This is a genomic window from Sphingomonas sp. S2-65 (assembly GCF_021513175.1).
GTDB lineage: Bacteria > Pseudomonadota > Alphaproteobacteria > Sphingomonadales > Sphingomonadaceae > Sphingomonas.
Genome location: NZ_CP090953.1, coordinates 3,169,167 through 3,190,991, shown reverse-complemented (window position 1 = coordinate 3,190,991; position 21,825 = coordinate 3,169,167). Strand labels below are relative to the sequence as shown.

The following is a 21,825-nucleotide window of genomic DNA, read 5'->3' as shown; positions in this document are numbered from 1 at the left end:
CACGGGCAAACCGGGCTAGTCCCTGAAGCAATGAAGAAACTGGTCGCAGCGCTCGTCCTCCTGTTCCTGCCGGTGCCCGCATCGGCGCAGGGCATGGTCAGCGCGGCCGATCCGCGGGCAGCGGCGGCGGGGGTGGAAATTCTGCGCGCCGGCGGCAGCGCCACCGACGCGGCGATCGCCACCATGCTGGCGCTCAACGTCGTCGAGCCGCAGAGCTCCGGGATCGGCGGCGGCAGCTTCATCCTGCAATATGACGCCAAGTCGAGGCGCACGACCAGCGTAGACGGGCGCGAAACCGCGCCGATGGCCGCCGACGGGCGCTGGTTCTACGATGCCAACGGGCGACCGATGAGCCATGCGGCGGCGGTGCCGGGCGGGCGCAGTGTCGGGGTGCCGGGGGCATTGCGCGCCATGGCGCTGGCGCACGGCAAGGCGGGCAAGCTGCCTTGGGCCAGGCTGTTCGATCCGGCGATCCGGTTGGCGCGCGACGGCTTCCAGGTCACGCCCCGGCTCAACAATTCGCTCACCCAGTTCGGCGGCCATGTCGATGCCGGGCTGCGCGCGATCTTCTTTCAGCCGAGCGGTGCGCCGCTGCCGGTCGGCACCACCGTCCGCAACCCCGCACAGGCCGCGCTGTTCGAACGCGTGGCGACGCTCGGCCCCGACAGCTTCTATGTCGGCCCACAGGCGCAGAAGCTGATCGCGACCGTGAACGGCGCGCCGCGCAATCCGTCGAAGATGACCGCCGGTGACCTTGCCGCGTACTTGGCCAAGGAGCGCCCAGCGCTGTGCGGCAAGTATCGTGTCTACAAGATCTGCTCGATGGGTCCGCCCTCCTCCGGGGGCATCACCGTGCTGATGATCCTCCGGCAGCTCGAGCGGTTCGACATGGCCGGGCTCGGCAAGGACTCGCCGGCCGCCTGGCACGTGTTCGCCGAATCGTCGCGGCTGGCCTATGCCGACCGTGATCAGTATCTGGGCGATCCCGATTATCTGCGAGTGCCGCTCAAGGGGCTGCTCGACCGCCGCTACATCGCGCGCCGTTCCGCGCTGATCGATCCTACCTCGACGATGCCCGGCGTCCTCGCGGGCGTTCCTGCCGGGGCTCCGAAGCGAGTGCGGGTCGCGCCAAGCGAAGTGTCCGGGACCACCGATCTGGCGGTGGCCGATGACGCCGGCAATGTCGTGCAGGTGACCACCACCGTTGAGGGGCCGTTCGGCTCTGGCCTGTCGGTGGACGGCGTGGTGCTCAATAATCAGCTGACCGATTTCGACATCGTGCCGGAGAAGAACGGCTATCTGGTCGCCAATCGGCTGGAGCCGGGCAAGCGGCCCCGCAGCTCGATGGCACCAACCATCGTCTATGGCCCAGACGGCAAGGTGCGCCTGGCGATCGGCGCGGCCGGTGGGTCGACGATCATCGCTCAGGTTGCCAAGGCATTGATCGGCGTGATCGATTGGAAACTCTCGGCGCAGGACGCGATCGGGCTGGGGTTGCTGTACGCCCCTGGGCCGGGCGCGACGGTCGAGCAGGGCACGGCGCTGGAAACGATAGTGCCCGCGCTCCAGGCGCTGGGAGAGACCGTTCGGACCGCGCCGATGGGGCTGAAGGCCAATGCGATCGAACGGGTCGGCGGGCGCTGGATCGGCGCCGCCGATCCGCGCAGCGAAGGCGCGGCGATGGACCAGCAGGGCCGCACGACCGTTATCCGCCGGATAGGCACGCAGCCGAACCGGCCGTCGGAATAATCGGGATGCGCATAAGCGCACCCGAACAGGGGAGAAGGATGCGTACACTCGAACGGTTCGAAAACCTGGTGCAAATGTTCTTCGCGCGCGCGCGGGAGAAGGGCGAAGCACCATTTCTGTGGCACAAGACCGACGGTGCCTGGCAGCCGACCAGCTGGGCCGAGACGGCGCGCCAGGTCGCCAGCCTGGCGACCGCGTTCAAGGCGCTGGGGCTGAAATCCGGTGACCGGGTCATGCTGGTGGCGGAAAACCGGCCGGAATTCTGCATCACCGACCTGGCGATCATGGCCGCAGGCTGCGTGACGGTGCCGACCTACACCACCAACACCGAACGCGACCATCTGCACATCATCGAGAATTCGGGGGCGTGCGCGATCGTCGTCGCCAACGCAAAGCTTGCCAAGACGCTGCTGCCCGCCGCGATCCGGTCCTCCTCGGCGCGGATGATCATCGGCATCGAAGACCTGCGCATCGGCCAGCAGGGCAGCCTTGCCTTTCACGACTGGCGCCAGCTGATCGCGGACCATCCCGCCGACCCCGATCATGTCGATGCGCAGGCGACCTTCAACCGATCCGATCTGGCGTGCATCATCTATACCAGCGGTACCGGGGGATCTCCGCGCGGCGTGATGCAGCATCACGGCGCGATCCTGCACAACGTCAATGGCTGCTGCACCGTCATCTCCGAGGATTTCGGCTGGGAGGACGAGGTGTTCCTCTCATTCCTTCCCCTTTCCCACGCCTATGAGCATAGCGGCGGACAGTTCTTCCCGATCGGACTGGGCGCGCAGATCTATTATTCCGAAGGGCTGGAGAAGCTCGCCTCCAACATCGAGGAAGTGCGCCCTACGATCATGGTCGTGGTGCCTCGGCTGTTCGAAGTACTGCGCACCCGCATCACCAAGCAGGTCGAGAAGCAGGGCAAGTTTGCCAATTACCTGCTCGGCAAGGCGCTGGAACTGGGCGGCAAGAAGGCGGCGGGTACCGGTTCGTTGCTCGACAAGCCGACCCAGCTGCTGATCAACGCCACGCTCAAGCCCAAGATCTCCAAGCGCTTCGGCGGGCGGATCAAGGCGATGGTCTCAGGCGGCGCGCCGCTCAACCCGGAAGTCGGCATCTTCTTCGACTCGCTCGGACTCACTCTGCTGCAGGGCTATGGCCAGACCGAAGCCGCGCCGGTGATCTCGTGCAACCGGCCGCAGGCGGGGCTGAAGCACGACACCGTCGGCCCGCCGCTTGCCAACACCGAAGTGCGGATCGCCGAGGATGGCGAGATCCTGGTGCGTGGCGAACTGGTCATGCATGGATATTGGCGCAATGACGAGGAGACCGCGCGCGTCCTCAAGGATGGTTGGCTCCACACCGGCGACATCGGCCTGATCGACGACAAGGGCCGCATCAAGATCACCGATCGCAAGAAGGACATCATCGTCAACGACAAGGGCGACAATGTCGCACCGCAAAAGGTCGAAGGCATGCTGACCCTGCAGAGCGAGATCGTCCAGGCGATGATCGCCGGCGACAAGAAGCCCTATATGACGGCGGTGATCGTGCCCGATCCCGAATGGACCGCCGAATGGTGCGCGAAGAACGGCACGCGGTGCCACTTTAGGCACCTGAGCCGCGATCCCGAATACAAGGCTGCAGTCGGGCAAGCGGTTGAGCGTACGAACCGCGAGCTGGCGGTGACCGAGCGGGTTCGCAAGTTCATCATCGCCGACGAGCCGTTCACGATCGAGAACGAGCAACTGACGCCGAGCCTGAAGATCCGCCGACACATCCTGCGGCAGGTCTATGGCGAGCGGCTGGACGCGCTGTACTGACCGCCTGCAGCGACGCCCCTCCACCACTCGCTAACGCGATCCCCCCTCCCGTCGCGCGCGAAGCGTGACGGGAGGGGGCGTCACCGCAGGCTCAAGCCTCAGAGACCGCCGCCACGAAAGCTGCGGCACTTACTTCTCGGGCACCACCGTCATCGTCCAGTCCGCCTCCGGCCGCAGATACTTTGCCGCCAACGCCTGGATATCCGCCGGAGTAACGCGGGCATAATCCTCGGCCAGCGTCTGGACGCCGCGAACGATCGCGGGGTCATAGCTTCCACCCGCCACCAGCCGCATCCAGAACATGTTGCCACTGGAAGCGCGCAGGATCTGCTGCTTGAGCGGCGCGACGGCGCGGGCGAGTTCGTCGGCGTCGATCGGCTTGGCCACTAGGTCGCCGGCGATGTCGCGCGCAAGCTTGAAGAAGAACGCGGTCTTGTCCGGCGGCACCATGCCCAATGCGATCAGCTTGCCGCCCGCAGCCATGCCGAGCGGCCATTGGCTCGCCACGTTGGGCGAGTAACTGACGCCAGCCTGACTGCGCAGTTGGTCGATCAGCCGGTCGCGGAAAATCGCGGCGAGCAGGTCGAGCCGCCGGCTCTCGCTGATCCCGGAGGTGCCGCCACTGGTCGGCCAGGCGATCGCCGCCGCGGCCTGATCGTTCTTGCCGGTGTGGGTCCGCACCACCGGCGCCAGTACGTGCGCAGGGAAGCTTACCGGGGTGGCGGGAGTTGTAGCGACAGCGCGCGGCTTGAGCGCGCCGAAGGTTGCGGCGACTGCCTGGACCGTCGCCTCGGCATCCATGTCGCCGAACACTTCGACTTCGATCGGCCCGGTCGCAAGCAGCGGCTCCCAGAACTTGCGGAAGGACGCAGGCGTGGTCGCCTCGATCACTTCGCGGCTTGGCAGGCCGAAGCGCTGATCGCCTGAATGGCTGAGCCTTTCGAGATCCCGCCCCAGCACCCCGTCGGGGGACGCGGAGAGCCCGGCATAGCCCGACAGCATCGCCGCCTTCGCCCTCAGCACCGGGTTGGGGTCCCAGGTCGGATAGGCCAGCTTGGTCGCGAACAGCCGAAGCTGGTCGGCAAGGTCGGCCTTGTTGGTCTGGCCGAGGAAGCTGAACGCATCCTCCCCGATGTCGAAGTTGAGGCCGATCTGGCGGTTGCCGGTCAGCGCATCGAGTTCCTCCTGCCCGAGCTTGCCGATGCCGCTGGCCATCAGCGCAGGCTCGCCGGCCCAGAGCGGCGTCGGCCGGTCCCCTGACACTGCGTTCAGGCCTCGCCCAAAGCGCACATTGACATAGACCTTGCCGGTTTCCGAGGCGTCCTGACGCATCAGAAGCCGAACGCCGTTCGAGAGCACGACCTTCTCGATGTCGGTACCTGGCAGCAACGACTCGCGGCTGGTGACGGTCGCCGGCCTGCCCAGCTTGGGCAGCTGGTCGATGCTGACATTGCCGATCGCCCTGCGCTTCGCCGCGCCGGTGATGTTGGCGTTGAGCGCGGCGGTCACCTTGGTCACGGCTTGGGGGTCGGGGGTGCGGGTATTCACGAGCGCGCGCACCGCGGTACCTTCGAACACGCGCTTCGATGCAGACTGCACGGTCGCTGGCGTGAACATCTTGGCCGCGATCGCGGTCTTGAAGATGTCGTAGCTGGCCTGGGGCGTCGTAACGGTTTCGTTGATGTCGACGGCTTCAACCAAATCATCCGCGAGGCTGGCGCCAGCTTCGACCGGCGCGGTGTTGATCCGCTGCTGCATCGACGCGCCGATCTCGGCAAGTTCGCGGTCGATCTCGGCCTGGGTGGGCGGAGTCGCGGCGGCGTCGGCGATCATGCCGCGCACCTCGCGCAGCGCACCTTCCCAGTCGTCGCCCGACGGCAGCACCTGCACGGTCGTGATGTTGGCCGAACGCGCGATGTCGCTCAGGTCGGCGCCCGCGGCGATGAACGGCCCGCCCGAGCGCGCACGCGACTCGAGCCGCCGGTTGATGATCCGAACCGCAACCAGGTCGACCATGCGCTTCTGGTTGAAGATCACGGTGTCGGCGAACACGGTCCATGGGCGGACGATCGCCATCATCGCAACCGGCTGCAGCGCGGATTCGACCAGGCTGGCGGCGATGGGATGGCCAGTCTCCGGCTTGCCGAAATCGGGGTTCTTGGGCGCGTCGCCAACGCCCTTCCACGCGGTGAAGTGCTTCACCACCATCGCCTCGAGCACCGCTGGATCCACATCGCCGACAACGATCACGGTCGCGCGCTCTGGCCGATACCAGCGATCATGGAACGCCTGCACCGTCGAGGGCGTCGCCGCGGTCAGCGTCTCGGGCGTGCCGATCGGCTCGCGGTCGGCGAGCGGCTGGCCTGCAAACATCAGCTCGAGCATCTGGTCTTGCATGCGCTTTTGCGGCGCGGGCTGCTCGCGTCCTTCGGCGACGACCACCGGGCGCTCGGCATTCAGCGATGTCGCATTGATCACCGGCCCCGACATCATGCCCGCCAGGATCTTCATGCTCTCGTCCAGGCCAGCAGGCGTGGCCATCGGCAGATCGAGCTTGTAGACCGTCTGGGTAAAGGTCGTGCTGGCATTGCTGTCCGACCCGAAAGTCACGCCAAGCCGCTGCCAGATCCGCTTGGATTCGCCGTCGGGCACATATACCGAGCTGCGGAACGACAGGTGCTCGAGCAGGTGGGCGATTCCCCGCTCCTTCTCCTGCTCCATCAGCGATCCGGCATCGATGCGGACACGCACCGAAACCTGACCAGGCGGCACGCCGTTCTTGCGCACGGCATAGCGCAGGCCGTTCGACAGCCGCCCGAACTTCCATTGGGCGTCATGGACGAGGTCGCTGCCCTTGTAGAGCCAGGGATCATCGGCGGTCTGGACCTGACGGGGAGCAGTCTGCGCTTGAACCGGCAGCACCGGATTGAGCGAAAGAACGGCAAAAGAAGCGAGAAGCGCGGTGCGCAAGGAACGAAGCATGCGGCCTCATGTAGTGGGGAGCGGACAGCCTTGCCAGCGCGAAGCTTTCGCGGAGGTGTACGGGCGCGGCAGCCTAAAGCGGGCGGTGCCGGGGTGAAACCAACTGTTTCCGCGCCGCGGGTTGATCGATCGCGCACATGGGACCACATGGACATCATGCTGATCGAGACCGAACCGACGCCCAATCCAGCCACGCTCAAGTTCCTTCCGGGCCGTGCCGTCATGGAAGCGGGCACGCGCGACTTCGCCACGCCCGAGGAAGCCGAGGCTTCTCCGCTCGCGGACGCGCTGTTCGGACTGGGCGATGTGACGGGCGTATTCTTCGGCCGCGACTTCATTTCGGTCACCGCGGCGCCCGGCGTCGACTGGATCGGGTTGAAGCCCGACGTCCTCGGCATCCTTCTCGATCATTTCTCGGCCAACATGCCGCTGTTCCGCGCGAGCAATGCCGCCGGCTTCAGCGTCCCACCCGAGGCTGCCGACTTTGGCGGCGACAACCCCGAGGACGCAGACATCGTCGCGCAGATCCGCGAACTGATCGAGACGCGCGTGCGCCCCGCAGTAGCAAATGACGGCGGCGACATCGTCTATCGCGGCTTCGATGCGGGCAAGGTCTACCTTCAGATGCAGGGCGCCTGCTCGGGATGCCCGTCTTCTTCCGCGACGCTCAAGAACGGGATCGAGCAATTGCTCAAGCACTACGTTCCCGAGGTGACCGAAGTCCGGGCCGTCTGATCCCTCTCCCAATACAAAGGATATAAGGCATGGGCCAACCCCTGGACGATGCAGGGCTGGATACGATCTTTCGTACCGCGCGCAGCTATAACGGCTACACCGATGCGCCGATCACCGAAGACGATATCCGCCGTATCGACGCGCTCGCGAAGCTGGCGCCCACCTCGGTCAATCAGCAATCGGCCCGCTTCGTCTGGGTGACCAGCCCGGAAGCGAAGGAGAAGCTCGCCGCGCTCGCCACCGGCAGCAATCCCGACAAGATCCGCAAGGCGCCGGTCACCGTGATCATCGGCATGGACCTGGGTTTCCACGAGCATCTCGAGTGGCTGTTCCCGCATGCGCCAGGCGCGCGCGACTGGTTTCCGGAAGACAGCCGCCGCGATCACGCGTTGCGCAACTCTTCGCTGCAGGGCGCCTTCCTGATCGTCGCCGCCCGCGCGTTGGGCTTCGACACCGGGCCGATGTCGGGCTTCGACAATGCAGGCGTTGACGAGGCGTTCTTCAGCGACCAGCCCGGCGTGAAGTCCAACTTCATCTGCACGATTGGCCATGGCGATCCTTCCTCCATCCACGACCGGCTTCCCCGCCCCGAATTCGAGAAGTTCAATCGCCTCGTCTGAGGGCGTGACTACCCTCGTCATCGAAACGGCCACCGCCGCCTGCTCGGTTGCGCTGCTGCGCGACGGGGCGGTCGTGGCACACAGGCACGAAGTCGTCGGCCGCGGCCATGCCGAGCGGCTGATCCCGATGGTCGCGGAACTGCCCGCCCAGGGCCGGCCCGACCATATCCTGGTCGATGTAGGTCCGGGCAGTTTCACCGGCGTGCGTGTCGGACTGGCGGCGGCGCGGGGGCTGGCGATCGGCTGGGGCTGCGCGGTGCGGGGCTACTCATCGCTTGCGCTGCTCGCCGCGTCGGCTTTCCACGCCGACTCAGACCTCGAGTCGCTTGCTGTCGTCCTCGAAGGGGGCCACGGTGAAGTCTTTATGCAGAGCTTCGCGTCGTCTCCGTTTCGGGAGGAAAGCCCGCTTGCGTCGTACCTTCCGGTCGCCGCGCTCGAAGCGCTGGGCGGGCGGCGGGCCATCGGCAGTGGCGTGCCCCGCCTCGCAGCGTTGCAGGCCGGCCTCGACTTGCGTGAGGCATTGCCCGATGCGGCGGACGCCATACGCCTTCCGGCGGCTTTCGCCGCGCTGCCGCCGCGCCCGCTCTACGGCCGCGCGCCCGACGCTAAGACGCTCGCCGAGCGAGGGCTGGCATGACTCGTGTCCAACTGACCGAATTGCGCGAGGGCGGTAGTCAGGACATCGCATCGGTAAACGCGATCATGCAGGATGCGTTCGACCCGCAGTTCGGTGAGGCTTGGACCGGACCGCAATGCCTGGGCATGATGTCGCTTCCCGGGGTGTGGCTGGTCATCGCCAGCGCCGAAGGGGAAGATGCCGGCTTCGCGCTTGCGCGGGAAATCGCTGGCGATGCCGAACTGCTCCTGCTCGCGACCCGCCGTTCGGCACAGCGGCGCGGCATCGGCTCGGCGCTGGTCCGCGCGATACTTGCCGAAGCACAAGAGCGCGGAGCCCAGCAACTACACCTTGAGGTGCGTGCCGGTAACGATGCCGTCCGGTTGTACCGGAGTGAAGGCTTCGACAAAGTTGGTGAACGCAAAGACTATTATCGGGGCAAGACCGGTCAATTGTTCGATGCACAGACCTATGCTCGAAGGTTGCGCTGAAAAATTCCCCGAACCCAGGGTTAACGGCTTGCACGCTGTGCGAAATGCTCCGATAGGACCGGCGAGGGGACAGTAATAGTCGCCCATATCGGGTCGAAAGGAATATCATGGACTCTTCATCGGACATTCAGGAAACGCTCATTTCGTTGACGGCGGACATCGTCGCGGCACATGTCAGCAACAACAGCGTTGCCGTATCCGATCTTCCGCAGCTCATTCAAAATGTTCACGGCGCGCTGACCGGTCTTGGTTCGCCGCCAGCCGAGCCCGAAGTGAAGCAGGAACCGGCCGTGTCGGTCCGCTCCTCGGTAAAGCCCGACTACATCGTCTGCCTGGAAGACGGTAAGAAGCTGAAGATGCTGAAGCGGCACCTGATGACGCACTATCAGATGACTCCGGAGCAGTACCGCGCCAAGTGGAACCTGCCGGCCGACTATCCGATGGTCGCGCCCAACTATGCCGAGCAGCGCCGGACGCTGGCTAAGAAGATCGGCTTGGGCACCAAGCGTCGCAAGACGCGCTAAGCCCACCCCGTTCCCGCGCGAACGTCAAACGCCGGTGCGAGCGCAGGCCCGCACCGGCGTTTTGCATGTCCGCCCCTTTTCCCGTGCCGCCAATGCGGCTACATCGGCGCCCATGCCCCGCAAGATCGACCTCGAAGCACTGTGCCAGGAAAAAGGCCTGCGCATCACCGAACAGCGCAAGGTGATCGCGCGCGTCCTGTCGGACGCCGAGGATCATCCCGACGTCGAGAAGGTCTATGAACGCGCCTCCGCGATCGACCCCGGCATCTCGATTGCAACGGTGTACCGCACGGTGCGCCTCTTCGAAGAGGCCGGCATCCTCGACCGCCATGATTTCGGTGACGGGCGAGCCCGCTACGAGCCCGCGCCCGAGGCGCATCATGACCATCTGATCGACGTCGAGTCGGGCAAGGTCATCGAGTTCGTCGATCCCGAGCTCGAGCTCCTGCAGAAGCAGATCGCCGAGCGGCTTGGCTTCCGCCTCGTCGATCACCGCATGGAGCTCTATGGCGTCGCCCTCGACCGCAAGCCCTGATCCGCGGCGCGCGGCTGCCGCGGATGGGCACCGCATCACCCTGACGTTTGCCGAGCGGGCACGGATGTGGCGCCGCGTCGGCCTTTTGCTGCTGGCGGTGCTGACTCATGTGCCGGTGCACGGGGCCTGGCGGTTGTTCCGCCTCCCCTCGCCTTGGCCGCGGCGCTTTCTAGGCCGGGTCGCGCGGATCGTCGGAGCGCGGGTGGAGACGATCGGCACGCCGCGTGGGCGCGATGTGTTCTATGTCTCCAACCATGTCAGCTGGATCGACATATTGGCGCTGGGCGGCGCGAGCGGCACTGCTTTCGTCGCCAAGGCGGAGATCGGCGCGGCGCCGGTCGTCGGCTGGCTGGCCGGGCTGAACCGCACCGTCTATGTGAACCGCGAAAATCGAATGGGCGTGGCCGGGCAGATCGAACAATTGCGCGCCGCGCTGGACGGCAATTGGGCGATCACCGTCTTTCCCGAAGGCACCACCACCGACGGCAAGTCGCTGCTGCCGTTCAAGACGCCGATGCTCCGCGTGCTGGAACCGCCGCCGCCCGATGTAATGGTGCAGCCGGTTCTGCTCGATTACGGCGCGGCCGGCGAGGACATCGGCTGGGTCGGCGAGGAAAGCGGGCTCGACAATGCCCGGCGCGTGCTGGCGCGCAGGGGAAGCTTCCCGCTGCGGGTGCATTTCCTGGAACCGTTCGACCCCGCTGACTTTCCTGGCCGCAAGGCGATCGCCGCCGAAAGCCGCAGGCGGATCGAGGCGGCGCTGACCGCCGCGCTCGGCCACGCGCCCCGCCCCTTCGCCTATGTGGAACAAGCGCGCAGCAACCCTCCCCCTTCGGAAGAGAAGTCGGTATAGGCGCGCCGATGAAACCGACTCCCAAGACCTTCCACGTCAAGTCGTTCGGCTGCCAGATGAACGTCTATGACGGCGAGCGCATGGGCGAGCTGATGGCGGCGCAGGGCATGACCGCGACCGACGACGCCAATGCCGCCGACCTCGTCGTGCTCAACACGTGCCACATCCGCGAAAAGGCGACCGAGAAGGTTTATTCGGACATTGGCCGGCTGCGGAAGCACGGGCGCACGCCGATGATCGCCGTCGCCGGCTGCGTCGCGCAGGCCGAGGGCGAGGAGATCGTTCGCCGCGCCAAGGTCGATGTGGTCGTCGGCCCCCAGGCCTATCACAACCTGCCCGAGCTGGTGCGCGATGCCGCCGCTGGCACCGCCACACTCGACACCGACATGCCGGCACTCAGCAAGTTCGGCGCGCTGCCTGCCCGCCGCAAGGTGAGCCCGGGCGCGTTCCTGACCGTGCAGGAAGGGTGCGACAAGTTCTGCACTTATTGCGTGGTGCCCTATACCCGCGGTGCCGAGATCAGCCGCCCGTTCGCGGCGATCGTCGACGAGGCCAAGGCGCTGGTCGATGCCGGCGCGCGCGAGATCACGCTGCTGGGCCAGAACGTCAATGCGTGGGACGATGACGCGGGCACCGGGCTGCACGGGCTGATCCGCGCGCTCGACCGGATCGAGGGGTTGCACCGCATCCGCTACACCACCAGCCACCCCAACGACATGCGCGACGGCCTGATCCGCGCGCATGCCGAGGTGGAGAAGCTGATGCCGTTCCTCCACTTGCCGGTGCAGGCAGGCAGCGACCGCATCCTCAAGGCGATGAACCGCAGCCATAGCCGCGACTCCTATCTCCGCCTGCTGGAGCGGGTCCGCGCTGCGCGGCCCGACATTGCGCTGTCGGGCGACTTCATCGTCGGCTTTCCCGGCGAGACCGAAGCGGACTTTGCCGAGACGCTGAGCCTGGTCGACGCGGTGGGCTACGCCCAGTGCTTCAGCTTCAAGTACAGCCCGCGCGCGGGCACCCCGGCAGCGGACATGGCAGGGCAGGTAGCGGCCGAGGTGATGGACGCGCGGCTCCAGCGGCTGCAGGCCGCGCTCAATCGCGATCAGGCGGCGTTCAATGCCGCGACGCTGGGCAAGACGTGCCAGGTGCTGATCGAGCGCAAGGGCAAGCTGCCGGGGCAGATGCTCGGCAAGTCGCCGTGGCTCCAGTCGGTGCACCTGACGACAAGCGCGCAGATCGGCGACATGGTGGAGGTCGACATCGTCCGCGCCGATCCCAATTCGCTGGCGGGTATGGAGCGGGTGAAGGCGGCGGCTTGAGCTTATGGTTGAGTGCGAAGACTTGCTTCGTTACGGCAGCGTTCTGAAAATGCGGGGACCCATGATCGAGAAGCTTTGCGTCGCCGCGGCCCTGCTCGCGGCATCGTCCGCCGCACCGGCCGCGGAGCCCGCTGCCACGCCGGTGCCGGCATCGGTACGCGCGCTCAGCGGATGCTGGGAAGGGCGCGGCGAGGTGATGGGCAAGGCGGTGGCGGTGGCGATATCCGCTTATCCCATCGTGGGAGATGCGATGGTGGCGGTGGAGGCGGCAAGCAGCGCGATCGCCGATCCCGAGGATCAATATGCGGCGCACTTGATCCTGGGCGGCGGCGGCAAGCAGCCGAATAAGGCGGCGGAGCCTATCGTCGGATATTGGGCCGACAGCTTCGGGGGCGCGTTCGCGGCGTCCGCCCGTGGCGAAAGCCGCGCCGACGGGTTCGACATGACCTACCAATATCCCGACAATGCCTATGTAAACCGCTGGCGCATCGCGGGCGACCGCCTCACCTGGGAGATCGTCGCCCGAAGCAAGGGCGGCGTCCAAAAACCCTTTGCGAAATACGCGCTTCGCAAGGGGGCGTGCCGCTGACGGTCGCGCGCGGCAGCATTTTTGCCCGGAACGGCCCGCCTCCCCCTGAAACGCGGGCAATCCTCCCTATCTATGCTTCGCGCGATATCGCGCCCATTCCAAAGCAAAGATCAGGGAAGCCTCCATGCCGACCCCAGCCAAAGCCTATGCCGCGCACGATGCGGAATCGTCCTTCGCGCCGTTCGATTTCCAGCGCCGTGATCCCGGCCCGCGCGACGTAACGATCGACATCCTGTTCTGCGGGGTCTGCCATTCGGACCTGCACACCGCGCGTGGCGAGTGGGGCGGCACGCTGTACCCCTGCGTACCCGGCCATGAGATCGTCGGCCGCGTCAGTGCCGTCGGCAGCGACGTGACCGACCTGGCGGTGGGTGACATCGCCGGCGTCGGCTGCATGGTCGACAGCTGCCAGGATTGCCCGTCCTGCAATGCCGGCGAGGAGCAATATTGCGAGAAGACCGGGTTCGTCGGCACCTATAACGGTCCGGACAAGCATCTCGGCGGCCACACCTTCGGCGGCTATTCGGATCACATCGTCGTCGACCGGGGCTTCGTGCTCAAGGTCGGGCATGACGAAAAGGACCTTGCCGCGGTGGCGCCGTTGCTCTGCGCGGGCATCACCACCTATTCGCCGCTCAAGCACTGGAAGGTCGGCCCCGGCCAGAAGGTCGGCATCGTCGGCCTGGGCGGTTTGGGCCATATGGGCGTGAAGATCGCCGCGGCCATGGGCGCCGAGGTCTATGTCTTCTCGACCTCCCCGAACAAGCGCGACGATGCCAAGCGGCTGGGGGCGGCCGACCTGATCGTGTCCAGGGATGCCGACGCGATGGCGGCCCATGCCGGCAGCTTCGACTTCATCCTGAACACGGTGGCGGCAAGCCACGATCTCGACCCGTTCCTGGCGCTGCTCAAGCGCGACGGCACGATGACGCTGGTCGGCGTGCCGGAAGAGCCGCATCCCGCGCTCAACGTCGGCACGTTGGTGTTCGGGCGCCGCTCGCTTGCCGGCTCGCTGATCGGCGGCATCGCCGAGACTCAGGAGATGCTGGACTTCTGCCGCGATCACAACATCGTGTCGGACGTCGAGATGATCGACATCCAGGAGATCGACGGCGCGTACGAGCGGATGGTGAAGAGCGACGTCAAGTACCGCTTCGTCATCGACATGGCGTCGCTGAAGCAGGACTGACGCAATCGCATGGCAGGGGGAAGATCGATGCATCTTCCCCCTGTCCTTGTTGGAAATGCTCTGTCATCCTTCGCGGCGATCATGCGCAACGGAACCTCCGCTCCCGTTCCCAGTTACGGCCTCGATGGCCGCGCAGCCCCTTTTTGCATGAAGTTGCGAGACCCATGTGAGAACCGCAACTTTCTCAACTTCACTGATTTTCCCGTTTATTTTCAAGGAGCCGCATGAGCCGCAAGCCAGTCCCCGCCCAGTCCGGCGAACGCTCCCGGGTCGAGGTGACGTTCGACAAGCCGCAGCTCCTGCCCCAGCTGTTCGGGGAATATGATTCGAACATCCTCGCGCTCGAGGAACGTCTGGGCGTCTACATCCACGCCCGCGGCCAGCGCGTGGTGATCGAGGGATCGGCCGAAGCGGTGGCACACGCCCGCGAAGTGCTGACCGAGCTCCAGACGCGGGTGATCCGCGGCGAGGCAATCGACACCGGGCTGATCGAGGCAGTGATCGCCATGTCCGACGAACCGACCTTTGCCGGCATCATGCGCGCCGATCCCGAAGGCAGCGGCCCGCCGCCTTCGGTGATGATCCGCACCCGCAAGAAGACGATCGTGCCGCGTTCGGTGGCGCAGACGCATTACATGCGCGACCTGATCTCCAACGACCTGATCTTCGCGCTGGGGCCAGCAGGTACCGGCAAGACCTATCTGGCCGTCGCGCAGGCGGTGGCACAGCTCATCACCGGCAACGTCCAGCGGCTGATCCTGTCGCGCCCGGCGGTGGAAGCGGGCGAGCGGCTGGGCTTCCTGCCCGGTGACATGAAGGAGAAGGTCGATCCCTATCTCCGCCCGATCTACGACGCACTGTACGACTGCCTGCCCGCCGAACAGGTCGAGCGGCGCATCGCATCGGGCGAGATCGAGATCGCGCCGATCGCCTTCATGCGCGGCCGCACCCTGGCCGACGCGTTCGTGATCCTGGACGAGGCGCAGAACACCACACCGTCGCAGATGAAGATGTTCCTCACCCGTTTCGGCGCGAACAGCCGAATGGTGGTGTGCGGCGATCCGAACCAGACCGATCTTCCCGGCGGGTCCAACGCCTCCGGCCTGAACGACGCGGTGCGGCGCCTGGAAGGGCTGGAAGGCATCGCCATCAGCCGCTTCACTGCCGCCGACGTGGTCCGCCACCCGCTGGTCGGGCGCATCGTCTATGCTTATGAAGGCCCGGATGCTTGACGTTGCCGCCCTTCCCGAAGCGCCGTGGCCCGACGCCGACTGGGACGCGTTAGCGAACCGGGCTGCCGAGGCGGCGATCCGCGAGACGCCCTATGCCGAGTGGCTGGATTGGCCAACCGCGATCGAAATCGCGGTGCGGCTGACCGGCGACGAGGAAGTGCGCATCCTCAACCGCGACTATCGCCAGAAGGACAAGCCGACCAACGTGCTGTCCTTTCCGATGATCCAGCCCGATCTGCTCGAGGCCGTGACGCAGAACAGCGACGACGGCGAAGTGATCCTGGGCGACATCATCCTGGCGCATGACATCTGCGTCGCGGAGGCTGCGGAGCGCGGCATCTCGACGCAGGATCACGCCACCCACCTGATTGTTCACGGCGTGCTCCATCTGCTAGGCTATGACCATATGGACGATGCCGAGGCCGATGCGATGGAAGAGATGGAGCGCGCCGCGCTCGCCAAGCTCGGCCTGCACGACCCCTATACCGTTCGCGAGGATTGACCACGAACATGCCCGAGGGCCCCAGTACCGGCACCCCATCCGGTCACGCTAACACTCATCCCGAATCCAGCAGCGAAGGCGGCGGCATATGGCGCAGTATTCGCGCCCTCCTGTTCGGTGACGAGCAGGAGGAAACGCTGCGCGACCGCCTGGAAGAGGCGATCGACGAAGCCGACGAAGAAGGCGCCAAGACGCCCGTCGGCGACCTGGCGCCGATCGAGCGCCAGATGCTGCGCAACCTCCTCCATTTCGGCGAATGCGATGCCGGCGACATGGGCGTGCCGCGCGCCGACATCGTCGCCGTAGAGGAAGGCACCAGCTTCGCCGGACTCGTCGCATTGTTCGCCGAGGCCGGGCATAGCCGCCTGCCCGTCTATCGCGGCGAGCTCGATACCATCATCGGCATGGTCCACATCAAGGACGTGTTCGCGATCCTGGCGACCGAAGCGCCGCACCCGGAGAGCATCGCCGACCTGATCCGCCAGCCGCTCTATGTTCCCCAGTCGATGGGCGCGATCGACCTGCTGGCGCAGATGCAGCTGAGCCGCACCCATCTTGCCGTGGTGCTGGACGAATATTCGGGCACCGAGGGACTGATCACGATCGAGGACCTGATCGAGGAGATCGTCGGCGAGATCGAGGACGAGCATGACGAGACGCCGACGGCGCTGATCGTGCCGATCGAAGGCGGTGGCTGGGAAGCCGATGCCCGTGCCGAGCTGGAAGATATTGGCGAGATGATCGATTCGCGGCTGGCCAAAGTGGAAGAGGATGTCGACACGATCGGCGGCCTCGCCTTCGTGCTTGCGGGCCATGTGCCCAAGCCCGGCGACTGCCTGGAGCATAGCAGTGGCTGGAAGCTGGAAGTGATCGACGCCGACGGCCGCAAGGTGAACCGCCTGCGCCTGCACCCGCCCGTCCGCCTGGCCGAGGATGAAGAATGAACAAGCTCGTGAAGCGCCTGCTGATCGTACTGGCGGTCCTGATCGTCCTGGGCGGCGGCGCACTGTTCTGGCTGAGCCGGCCTGACCGGGCGCAGTTGAGCGAGCAGGCCGTGACCGGCCGCGTGCCGCAGCTGAGCACGACCCGCAGCCAGGCGCTGCTGCCCACGGTCGGCGTCGCCAAGCCGGTCGGCTGGAACGGCGGCAAGCCGACGCCCGCGGCGGGCCTGCAGGTCGCCGCCTTCGCCGACAAGCTCGATCATCCGCGCTGGATGTATCGCCTGTCCAATGGCGACGTGCTGGTGGCGGAGACCAACTCGCCGCCGCGCAAGGGCGGCGGCATCACCGGCTTCTTCATGCGCGTGTTCATGGGCCGCGCCGGCGCCGGCGTGCCTTCGGCCAACCGCATCACCCTGCTGCGCGATACGAACGGTGACGGCGTTTCGGACCAGCGATCGGTATTGCTGACCGGACTCAACTCGCCTTACGGCATGGCGGTCGTGGGCGACTGGCTCTACGTCGCCAATACCGACGCGCTGGTGCGCTTCCCCTTCAAGGCCGGGGAGACCCGCATCACCGCCAAGGCGGAGAAGATCGTCGACCTGCCTGGCGGCGGCAATCACTGGGCGCGCAACGTCGTCGCGGCGCCGGACGGCAAGTCGCTCTACGTCAGCATCGGATCGGCATCCAACATCGCCGAGAACGGGCTCGAGGCCGAAGGCGCGGCCTATAGCGCGACGACGCCCGCAGAGATGGCGCGCGCCAGCAGCAAGGCGGGCCGGGCGATGATCGTCCAGGTCTTCCCCGACACCAAGAAGCTGCGCCTGTTCGCCTGGGGCCTGCGCAACGTCAACGGCATGGGCTTCGAACCGCACACCGGCGCGCTGTGGGCGGTGGTGAACGAGCGCGACATGCTCGGTTCCGACATGCCGCCCGATTATCTGACTCAGGTCGATTTCGGCGGCTTCTATGGCTGGCCGTGGAATTTCTGGGGCGGCTATGTCGACAAGCGGGTGACGCCGGAGCGGCCGGACCTGCGCGAATATACCAAGCGCCCCGACTTCGCGCTGGGTGCCCACACCGCGCCGCTGGGCTTGAGCTTCGCGACCGACGCGAAGCTGGGTGGCACCTGGAGCAGCGGTGCGTTCGTCGGGCTCCACGGATCGTGGAACCGCGAGCCGCCTTCGGGCTACAAGGTCGTCTATGTGCCGTTTGCCGACAACGGCTTCCCGCTGCGCGACGCCAAGCCGGTGGACGTGCTGACCGGCTTCATCAATCCCGACGGCAAGACCGTGAAGGGGCGCCCGGTCGGCGTCATCACCGACGCCACCGGCGCGCTGCTGGTGGCGGACGATGTCGGCAACATGATCTGGCGGGTCAGCGCGGCGCGCTGACCCTTCAGCGGCCGCTTATTTGAGGAGCTTGGGCGCCTCGCGCGCGAGCTTCTCGCGGATCTTCGAGGCGAACAGCGCCAGCATCGGCGGCAGGTCGACCACGGCGTGAACCTTGTCCTCGAACACTTCCAGCCGGCTGGCGACCTTCTGCCCCATCGCGCTGACCGTGAAGTGCATGGTGTCGCCCTCCCAGCGCTGATCGACCGCCGCGCCGCCGGGGAACATGTCGGCCAGCTTGCCGATGCCGCCGCCTATGCGCGCCTTGGCGGCGTCGCGGCCGAGCTTGTGGGGGATGTCGAGCGAAATGGGATCAGCCACGGGTAACCTCAGCGTGCGAAAAGAAGGGAATCATCGGCAAACGCCTTGAACTCGAGGGCGTTGGCGCTGGGATCGCGGAAGAACATCGTCGCCTGCTCGCCGACCTGCCCCTTGAAGCGGACATGCGGCGCGATGCCGAAGGGAATGCCGGCGGCTTCGACGCGAGTCGCGAGCGCTTCCCAGTCGGGCATCGTCAGCACCACGCCGAAATGCGGGACCGGCACAGCATGGCCGTCGACGGCGCTGGCGGCGGTGACCGGCTGGGCGGCGGGATCGAGATGCGCGACGATCTGATGGCCGAACAAGTCGAAGTCGATCCAGTGGTCGGACGAGCGGCCCTCGGGACAGCCGAGCACGTCCGCGTAGAAGCTGCGCGCGGCGGCGAGGTCGTGGACGGGAAAGGCGAGGTGGAACGGGCGAAGAGTCATGCCTGTCGCATAGCCGATCCTTTGCCGCAGGGGGAGTATCCGGTAAGGCGCCGTCATGCTTCGCCGCCCGCTGCTCGTCGCCCTTGCCCTAGGGCTGCTCTCCCCCACCGGCTTTGCGCCGCTGAACCTGTGGTTGGTGACGCTGGGCTGTGTCGCGGTGCTGCTGTGGCTGGTGCATGCCGCCCCTACCCTCAAGGCCGCGTTGCTGCGCGGGTGGGTGTTCGGGGTCGGGCACTTTACGGTGGGCAACAACTGGATCCAGCACGCCTTCGACTATCAGGACCGGATGCCGCCGGTGCTGGGCTATTTCGCGGTGGTGGCGCTGGCGCTGTACCTGGCGGTGTTTCCGGCGCTGGCGCTGGGACTTGCCTGGCGGTTCAGCCGGGCGGTGGGGCCACGTTCCGACCGGCCTGACCTGGGCTTCGTGCTGGCTGCCGCGGCGGCGTGGATCGTCAGCGAGTGGCTGCGCGGCAGGCTGTTCACCGGGTATCCCTGGAACCCGCTCGGCGTGCTGTGGCTGCCGACGCCGTTCGCGCAGAGCGCGGCCTGGATCGGCACCTACGCATTGTCGGGGATGGCGGTGCTCGCCGCAGGCACGGTGATGCTCGCGGCCACGCGCCGCTTCGTGCCGCTGGGCGTGGCCGTCGCAGTGTTCGCCGCCACCTTCCTGCTTCCGTCGCGCGGGCCCGAACCGGCGGCCGACGCGCCGCATGTCCGCGTGGTGCAGCCGAACCTGGGGCAGGAGAATGTCGATGATCCCGACTATCCCGACCGCGCGATCGAGCAGCTGATGGCGGGCAGCGGGCAGCCAGGCACCGTGCCGCGGCTGATCGTCTGGCCCGAGGGCATGGTGAACCATTATGTCGAGGACGATTATCCCGACCCCCGCTTCTATCGCCGCGGCGACCCGCGGTGGCTGCGCGGGCGGATCGCGGGAATCCTCGGGCCGCGGGACATCGCGCTGATCAGCGGCAACGCGCTGTTCTTCGATGCGAGCGGCACGCTGACCGGAGCGGGCAATTCGGTGTGGCCGCTCGAAGCTTCGGGCATGCTCGGCCAGCGCTACGACAAGGCGCACCTGGTGCCCTATGGCGAATATCTGCCGATGCGCGGCCTGCTCGAGCCGCTGGGGCTGTCGCGGCTGGTGATGGGCGATGTCGACTTCGTTTCGGGACCCGGGCCCAAGACGCTGGCAGTGCCCGGCTTCGGCAAGGTCGGCGTGCAGGTGTGCTACGAGATCATCTTTTCCGGCCAGGTGGTCGACCCGAAGAACCGCCCGGATTTGATCTTCAACCCGTCGAACGACGCGTGGTTCGGCACTTGGGGACCGCCCGAGCATCTGGCGCAGGCGCGGCTGCGCGCGATCGAAGAGGGACTGCCGGTGCTGCGCTCGACCCCTACCGGCATCTCCGCGGTGATCGATGCCCGTGGCCGCATCCTGGCAAGCGTTCCGGCAAGCCATCGCGGCGCCATCGAGTCGCCGATGCCCCGCCCGCTGCCGCCGACGCTGTTCTCCCGGCTGGGCAATTGGGCGGCGTTCCTCGTCGCGGCCGCCATGCTGCTCTTGGCCGTTGCCTTCCGCCGCCGCGCGAGCTAGTGCCGTCATATAAGGAAAGCTTTATATGGCATGGCAACGGCCCGGCTGTCCTTCCCACGACCCGAGGAAAATCATGCGTTCCAATTATCTCTTCACGTCCGAGTCGGTCTCGGAAGGCCATCCCGATAAGGTCGCCGACCAGATCTCCGACGCCATCGTCGACCTGTTCCTGTCCAAGGATCCCGAGGCGCGCATCGCCTGCGAGACGCTAACCACCACCCAGCTGGTCGTGCTGGCCGGCGAGATCCGCTGCAAGGGCGTGTACGAGAACGGTGCCTGGGCCGAGGGCGCGCAGGAAGAGATCGAGCGCACGGTCCGCAACACGGTGAAGCGGATCGGATACGAGCAGGACGGCTTTCACTGGGAGAGCTTCCGCTTCGAGAACAACCTGCACGGCCAGTCGGCGCACATCGCGCAGGGCGTGGACGCCAGCGGCAACAAGGACGAAGGCGCCGGCGACCAGGGCATCATGTTCGGCTATGCGGCCGACGATACGCCCGACCTGATGCCGGCGACGCTCTATTACAGCCACAAGATCCTTGAGCGGATGGCCGCCGACCGCCACTCGGGCGCCGCGCCGTTTCTCGAGCCGGATGCCAAGAGCCAGGTCACGCTGCGCTACGAAGGCAGCAAGCCCGTCGCGGCTACCGCGATCGTCGTCTCGACCCAGCATGGCAAGGGCTATGACGAGGGCGACAAGGAAGCCGAGCTCCACGCTTATGTGAAGAAGGTCGTCGCCGACATTCTCCCCGCCGAGCTCCTCAGCGAGACGGTCTACCACATCAACCCGACCGGCAGCTTCGAGATCGGCGGCCCTGATGGCGATGCCGGCCTGACCGGCCGCAAGATCATCGTCGACACCTATGGAGGCGCAGCCCCGCACGGTGGCGGCGCGTTCTCGGGCAAGGATCCGACCAAGGTCGATCGTTCGGCAGCGTACATCACCCGTTATCTGGCTAAAAACATCGTCGCGGCCGGCCTCGCCCAGCGCGTTACGATCCAGCTGGCATATGCGATCGGCGTATCCAAGCCGCTGTCGCTCTATGTCGACACGCACGGCACCGGCACGGTGGGCGACGACAAGATCGAGCAGGCAATCCAGGGCATCGAGAAGCTGGGCGGCCTCACCCCGCGCGGCATCCGCACCCATCTGGGCCTCAACAAGCCAATCTACGAGCGCACCGCCGCCTATGGCCATTTCGGCCGTCAGGCCGAGGGCGACTTCTTCCCCTGGGAGAAGACCGACCTGGTCGATGATCTGAAGGCAGCGCTCGCCTGATCTTTTCCACCTGAACAAAAAGGGGCCGGAGGCGTGATCCTCCGGCCCTTTCTGTTTGCGGACGTCACGAACCGGCGCTCGTGGTGTCTGGAATAGCTATGCTTTACTA

At 66.4% G+C, this 21,825-nt stretch carries 21 protein-coding genes; 18 read left to right on the top strand and 3 right to left on the bottom strand.

Going from position 1 to position 21,825, the window contains the following annotated elements; genetic code table 11:
• Positions 1-30 precede the first annotated feature (30 nt).
• Both ggt and LZ586_RS15020 read left to right on the top strand, forming a co-directional pair.
• Positions 31-1,749 (top strand): gamma-glutamyltransferase, encoded by a 1,719-nt coding sequence (gene ggt / locus LZ586_RS15025; RefSeq protein WP_235077086.1) that lies wholly within the window; start codon positions 31-33, stop codon positions 1,747-1,749.
• 38 nt (positions 1,750-1,787) lie between these two features.
• Positions 1,788-3,572: an AMP-dependent synthetase/ligase gene (locus LZ586_RS15020; protein ID WP_235077085.1), complete on the top strand. Its 1,785-nt coding sequence runs from the start codon at positions 1,788-1,790 to the stop codon at positions 3,570-3,572.
• Positions 3,573-3,701: 129 nt separating this feature from the next.
• On the opposite strand, the gene LZ586_RS15015 is transcribed toward LZ586_RS15020, so the two are convergent.
• Positions 3,702-6,554: a M16 family metallopeptidase gene (locus LZ586_RS15015; protein WP_235077084.1), complete on the bottom strand. Its 2,853-nt coding sequence runs from the start codon at positions 6,552-6,554 to the stop codon at positions 3,702-3,704.
• A 156-nt stretch (positions 6,555-6,710) separates the two neighbouring features.
• Between LZ586_RS15015 and LZ586_RS15010 the strand changes: the two genes are divergently transcribed.
• From LZ586_RS15010 to LZ586_RS14945, 14 genes are all read left to right on the top strand, one after another.
• Entirely contained in the window at positions 6,711-7,289 is a 579-nt protein-coding gene (locus tag LZ586_RS15010; protein ID WP_235079827.1) for a NifU family protein, read from the top strand.
• 29 nt (positions 7,290-7,318) lie between these two features.
• On the top strand, positions 7,319-7,909 hold the full coding sequence (locus LZ586_RS15005) for a malonic semialdehyde reductase (protein ID WP_235077083.1): 591 nt from the start codon (positions 7,319-7,321) through the stop codon (positions 7,907-7,909).
• A gap of 4 nt (positions 7,910-7,913) precedes the next feature.
• A complete protein-coding gene (tsaB, locus tag LZ586_RS15000; RefSeq protein ID WP_235077082.1) occupies positions 7,914-8,546 on the top strand; it encodes a tRNA (adenosine(37)-N6)-threonylcarbamoyltransferase complex dimerization subunit type 1 TsaB in 633 nt (210 codons plus the stop codon).
• Positions 8,543-9,016, top strand: coding sequence for a GNAT family N-acetyltransferase (locus LZ586_RS14995; RefSeq protein ID WP_235077081.1), 474 nt, complete (start codon positions 8,543-8,545; stop codon positions 9,014-9,016). The genes tsaB and LZ586_RS14995 overlap by 4 nt, the downstream gene beginning before the upstream one ends.
• 107 nt (positions 9,017-9,123) lie before the next feature.
• Complete coding sequence (locus LZ586_RS14990; protein WP_235077080.1) at positions 9,124-9,540, top strand: MucR family transcriptional regulator; 417 nt, start codon at positions 9,124-9,126, stop codon at positions 9,538-9,540.
• Between the two features lie 112 nt (positions 9,541-9,652).
• Entirely contained in the window at positions 9,653-10,075 is a 423-nt protein-coding gene (locus tag LZ586_RS14985; protein WP_235077079.1) for a Fur family transcriptional regulator, read from the top strand.
• Entirely contained in the window at positions 10,047-10,928 is an 882-nt protein-coding gene (locus LZ586_RS14980; protein ID WP_235077078.1) for a lysophospholipid acyltransferase family protein, read from the top strand. The genes LZ586_RS14985 and LZ586_RS14980 overlap by 29 nt, the downstream gene beginning before the upstream one ends.
• An 8-nt stretch (positions 10,929-10,936) precedes the next feature.
• Positions 10,937-12,247, top strand: coding sequence for a tRNA (N6-isopentenyl adenosine(37)-C2)-methylthiotransferase MiaB (gene miaB / locus LZ586_RS14975; protein WP_235077077.1), 1,311 nt, complete (start codon positions 10,937-10,939; stop codon positions 12,245-12,247).
• 61 nt (positions 12,248-12,308) lie between these two features.
• Entirely contained in the window at positions 12,309-12,836 is a 528-nt protein-coding gene (locus LZ586_RS14970) for a hypothetical protein (RefSeq protein ID WP_235077076.1), read from the top strand.
• A 124-nt stretch (positions 12,837-12,960) separates the two neighbouring features.
• Positions 12,961-14,025, top strand: a complete 1,065-nt coding sequence (locus LZ586_RS14965; protein ID WP_235077075.1) for an NAD(P)-dependent alcohol dehydrogenase — start codon at positions 12,961-12,963, stop codon at positions 14,023-14,025.
• A gap of 224 nt (positions 14,026-14,249) precedes the next feature.
• Positions 14,250-15,257 carry a PhoH family protein gene (locus LZ586_RS14960; RefSeq protein ID WP_235077074.1) on the top strand — a complete coding sequence of 336 codons (1,008 nt, stop codon included), beginning with the start codon at positions 14,250-14,252 and terminating at the stop codon, positions 15,255-15,257.
• A complete protein-coding gene (gene ybeY / locus LZ586_RS14955; RefSeq protein WP_235077073.1) occupies positions 15,250-15,759 on the top strand; it encodes an rRNA maturation RNase YbeY in 510 nt (169 codons plus the stop codon). The genes LZ586_RS14960 and ybeY overlap by 8 nt, the downstream gene beginning before the upstream one ends.
• 8 nt (positions 15,760-15,767) lie before the next feature.
• Positions 15,768-16,703, top strand: coding sequence for a hemolysin family protein (locus LZ586_RS14950; RefSeq protein ID WP_235077072.1), 936 nt, complete (start codon positions 15,768-15,770; stop codon positions 16,701-16,703).
• Positions 16,700-18,094, top strand: coding sequence for a PQQ-dependent sugar dehydrogenase (locus LZ586_RS14945; RefSeq protein ID WP_235077071.1), 1,395 nt, complete (start codon positions 16,700-16,702; stop codon positions 18,092-18,094). Before LZ586_RS14950 ends, LZ586_RS14945 begins: the two co-directional genes overlap by 4 nt.
• A 15-nt stretch (positions 18,095-18,109) precedes the next feature.
• On the opposite strand, the gene LZ586_RS14940 is transcribed toward LZ586_RS14945, so the two are convergent.
• Both LZ586_RS14940 and LZ586_RS14935 read right to left on the bottom strand, forming a co-directional pair.
• A complete protein-coding gene (locus LZ586_RS14940) occupies positions 18,110-18,412 on the bottom strand; it encodes a polyhydroxyalkanoic acid system family protein (protein WP_235077070.1) in 303 nt (100 codons plus the stop codon).
• Positions 18,413-18,420: 8 nt separating this feature from the next.
• Positions 18,421-18,840 (bottom strand): VOC family protein, encoded by a 420-nt coding sequence (locus LZ586_RS14935; protein WP_235077069.1) that lies wholly within the window; start codon positions 18,838-18,840, stop codon positions 18,421-18,423.
• 55 nt (positions 18,841-18,895) lie between these two features.
• Between LZ586_RS14935 and lnt the strand changes: the two genes are divergently transcribed.
• Both lnt and metK read left to right on the top strand, forming a co-directional pair.
• A complete protein-coding gene (gene lnt / locus LZ586_RS14930) occupies positions 18,896-20,437 on the top strand; it encodes an apolipoprotein N-acyltransferase (protein ID WP_235077068.1) in 1,542 nt (513 codons plus the stop codon).
• A gap of 73 nt (positions 20,438-20,510) precedes the next feature.
• Positions 20,511-21,716, top strand: a complete 1,206-nt coding sequence (gene metK, locus LZ586_RS14925; protein WP_235077067.1) for a methionine adenosyltransferase — start codon at positions 20,511-20,513, stop codon at positions 21,714-21,716.
• Positions 21,717-21,825 lie beyond the last annotated feature (109 nt).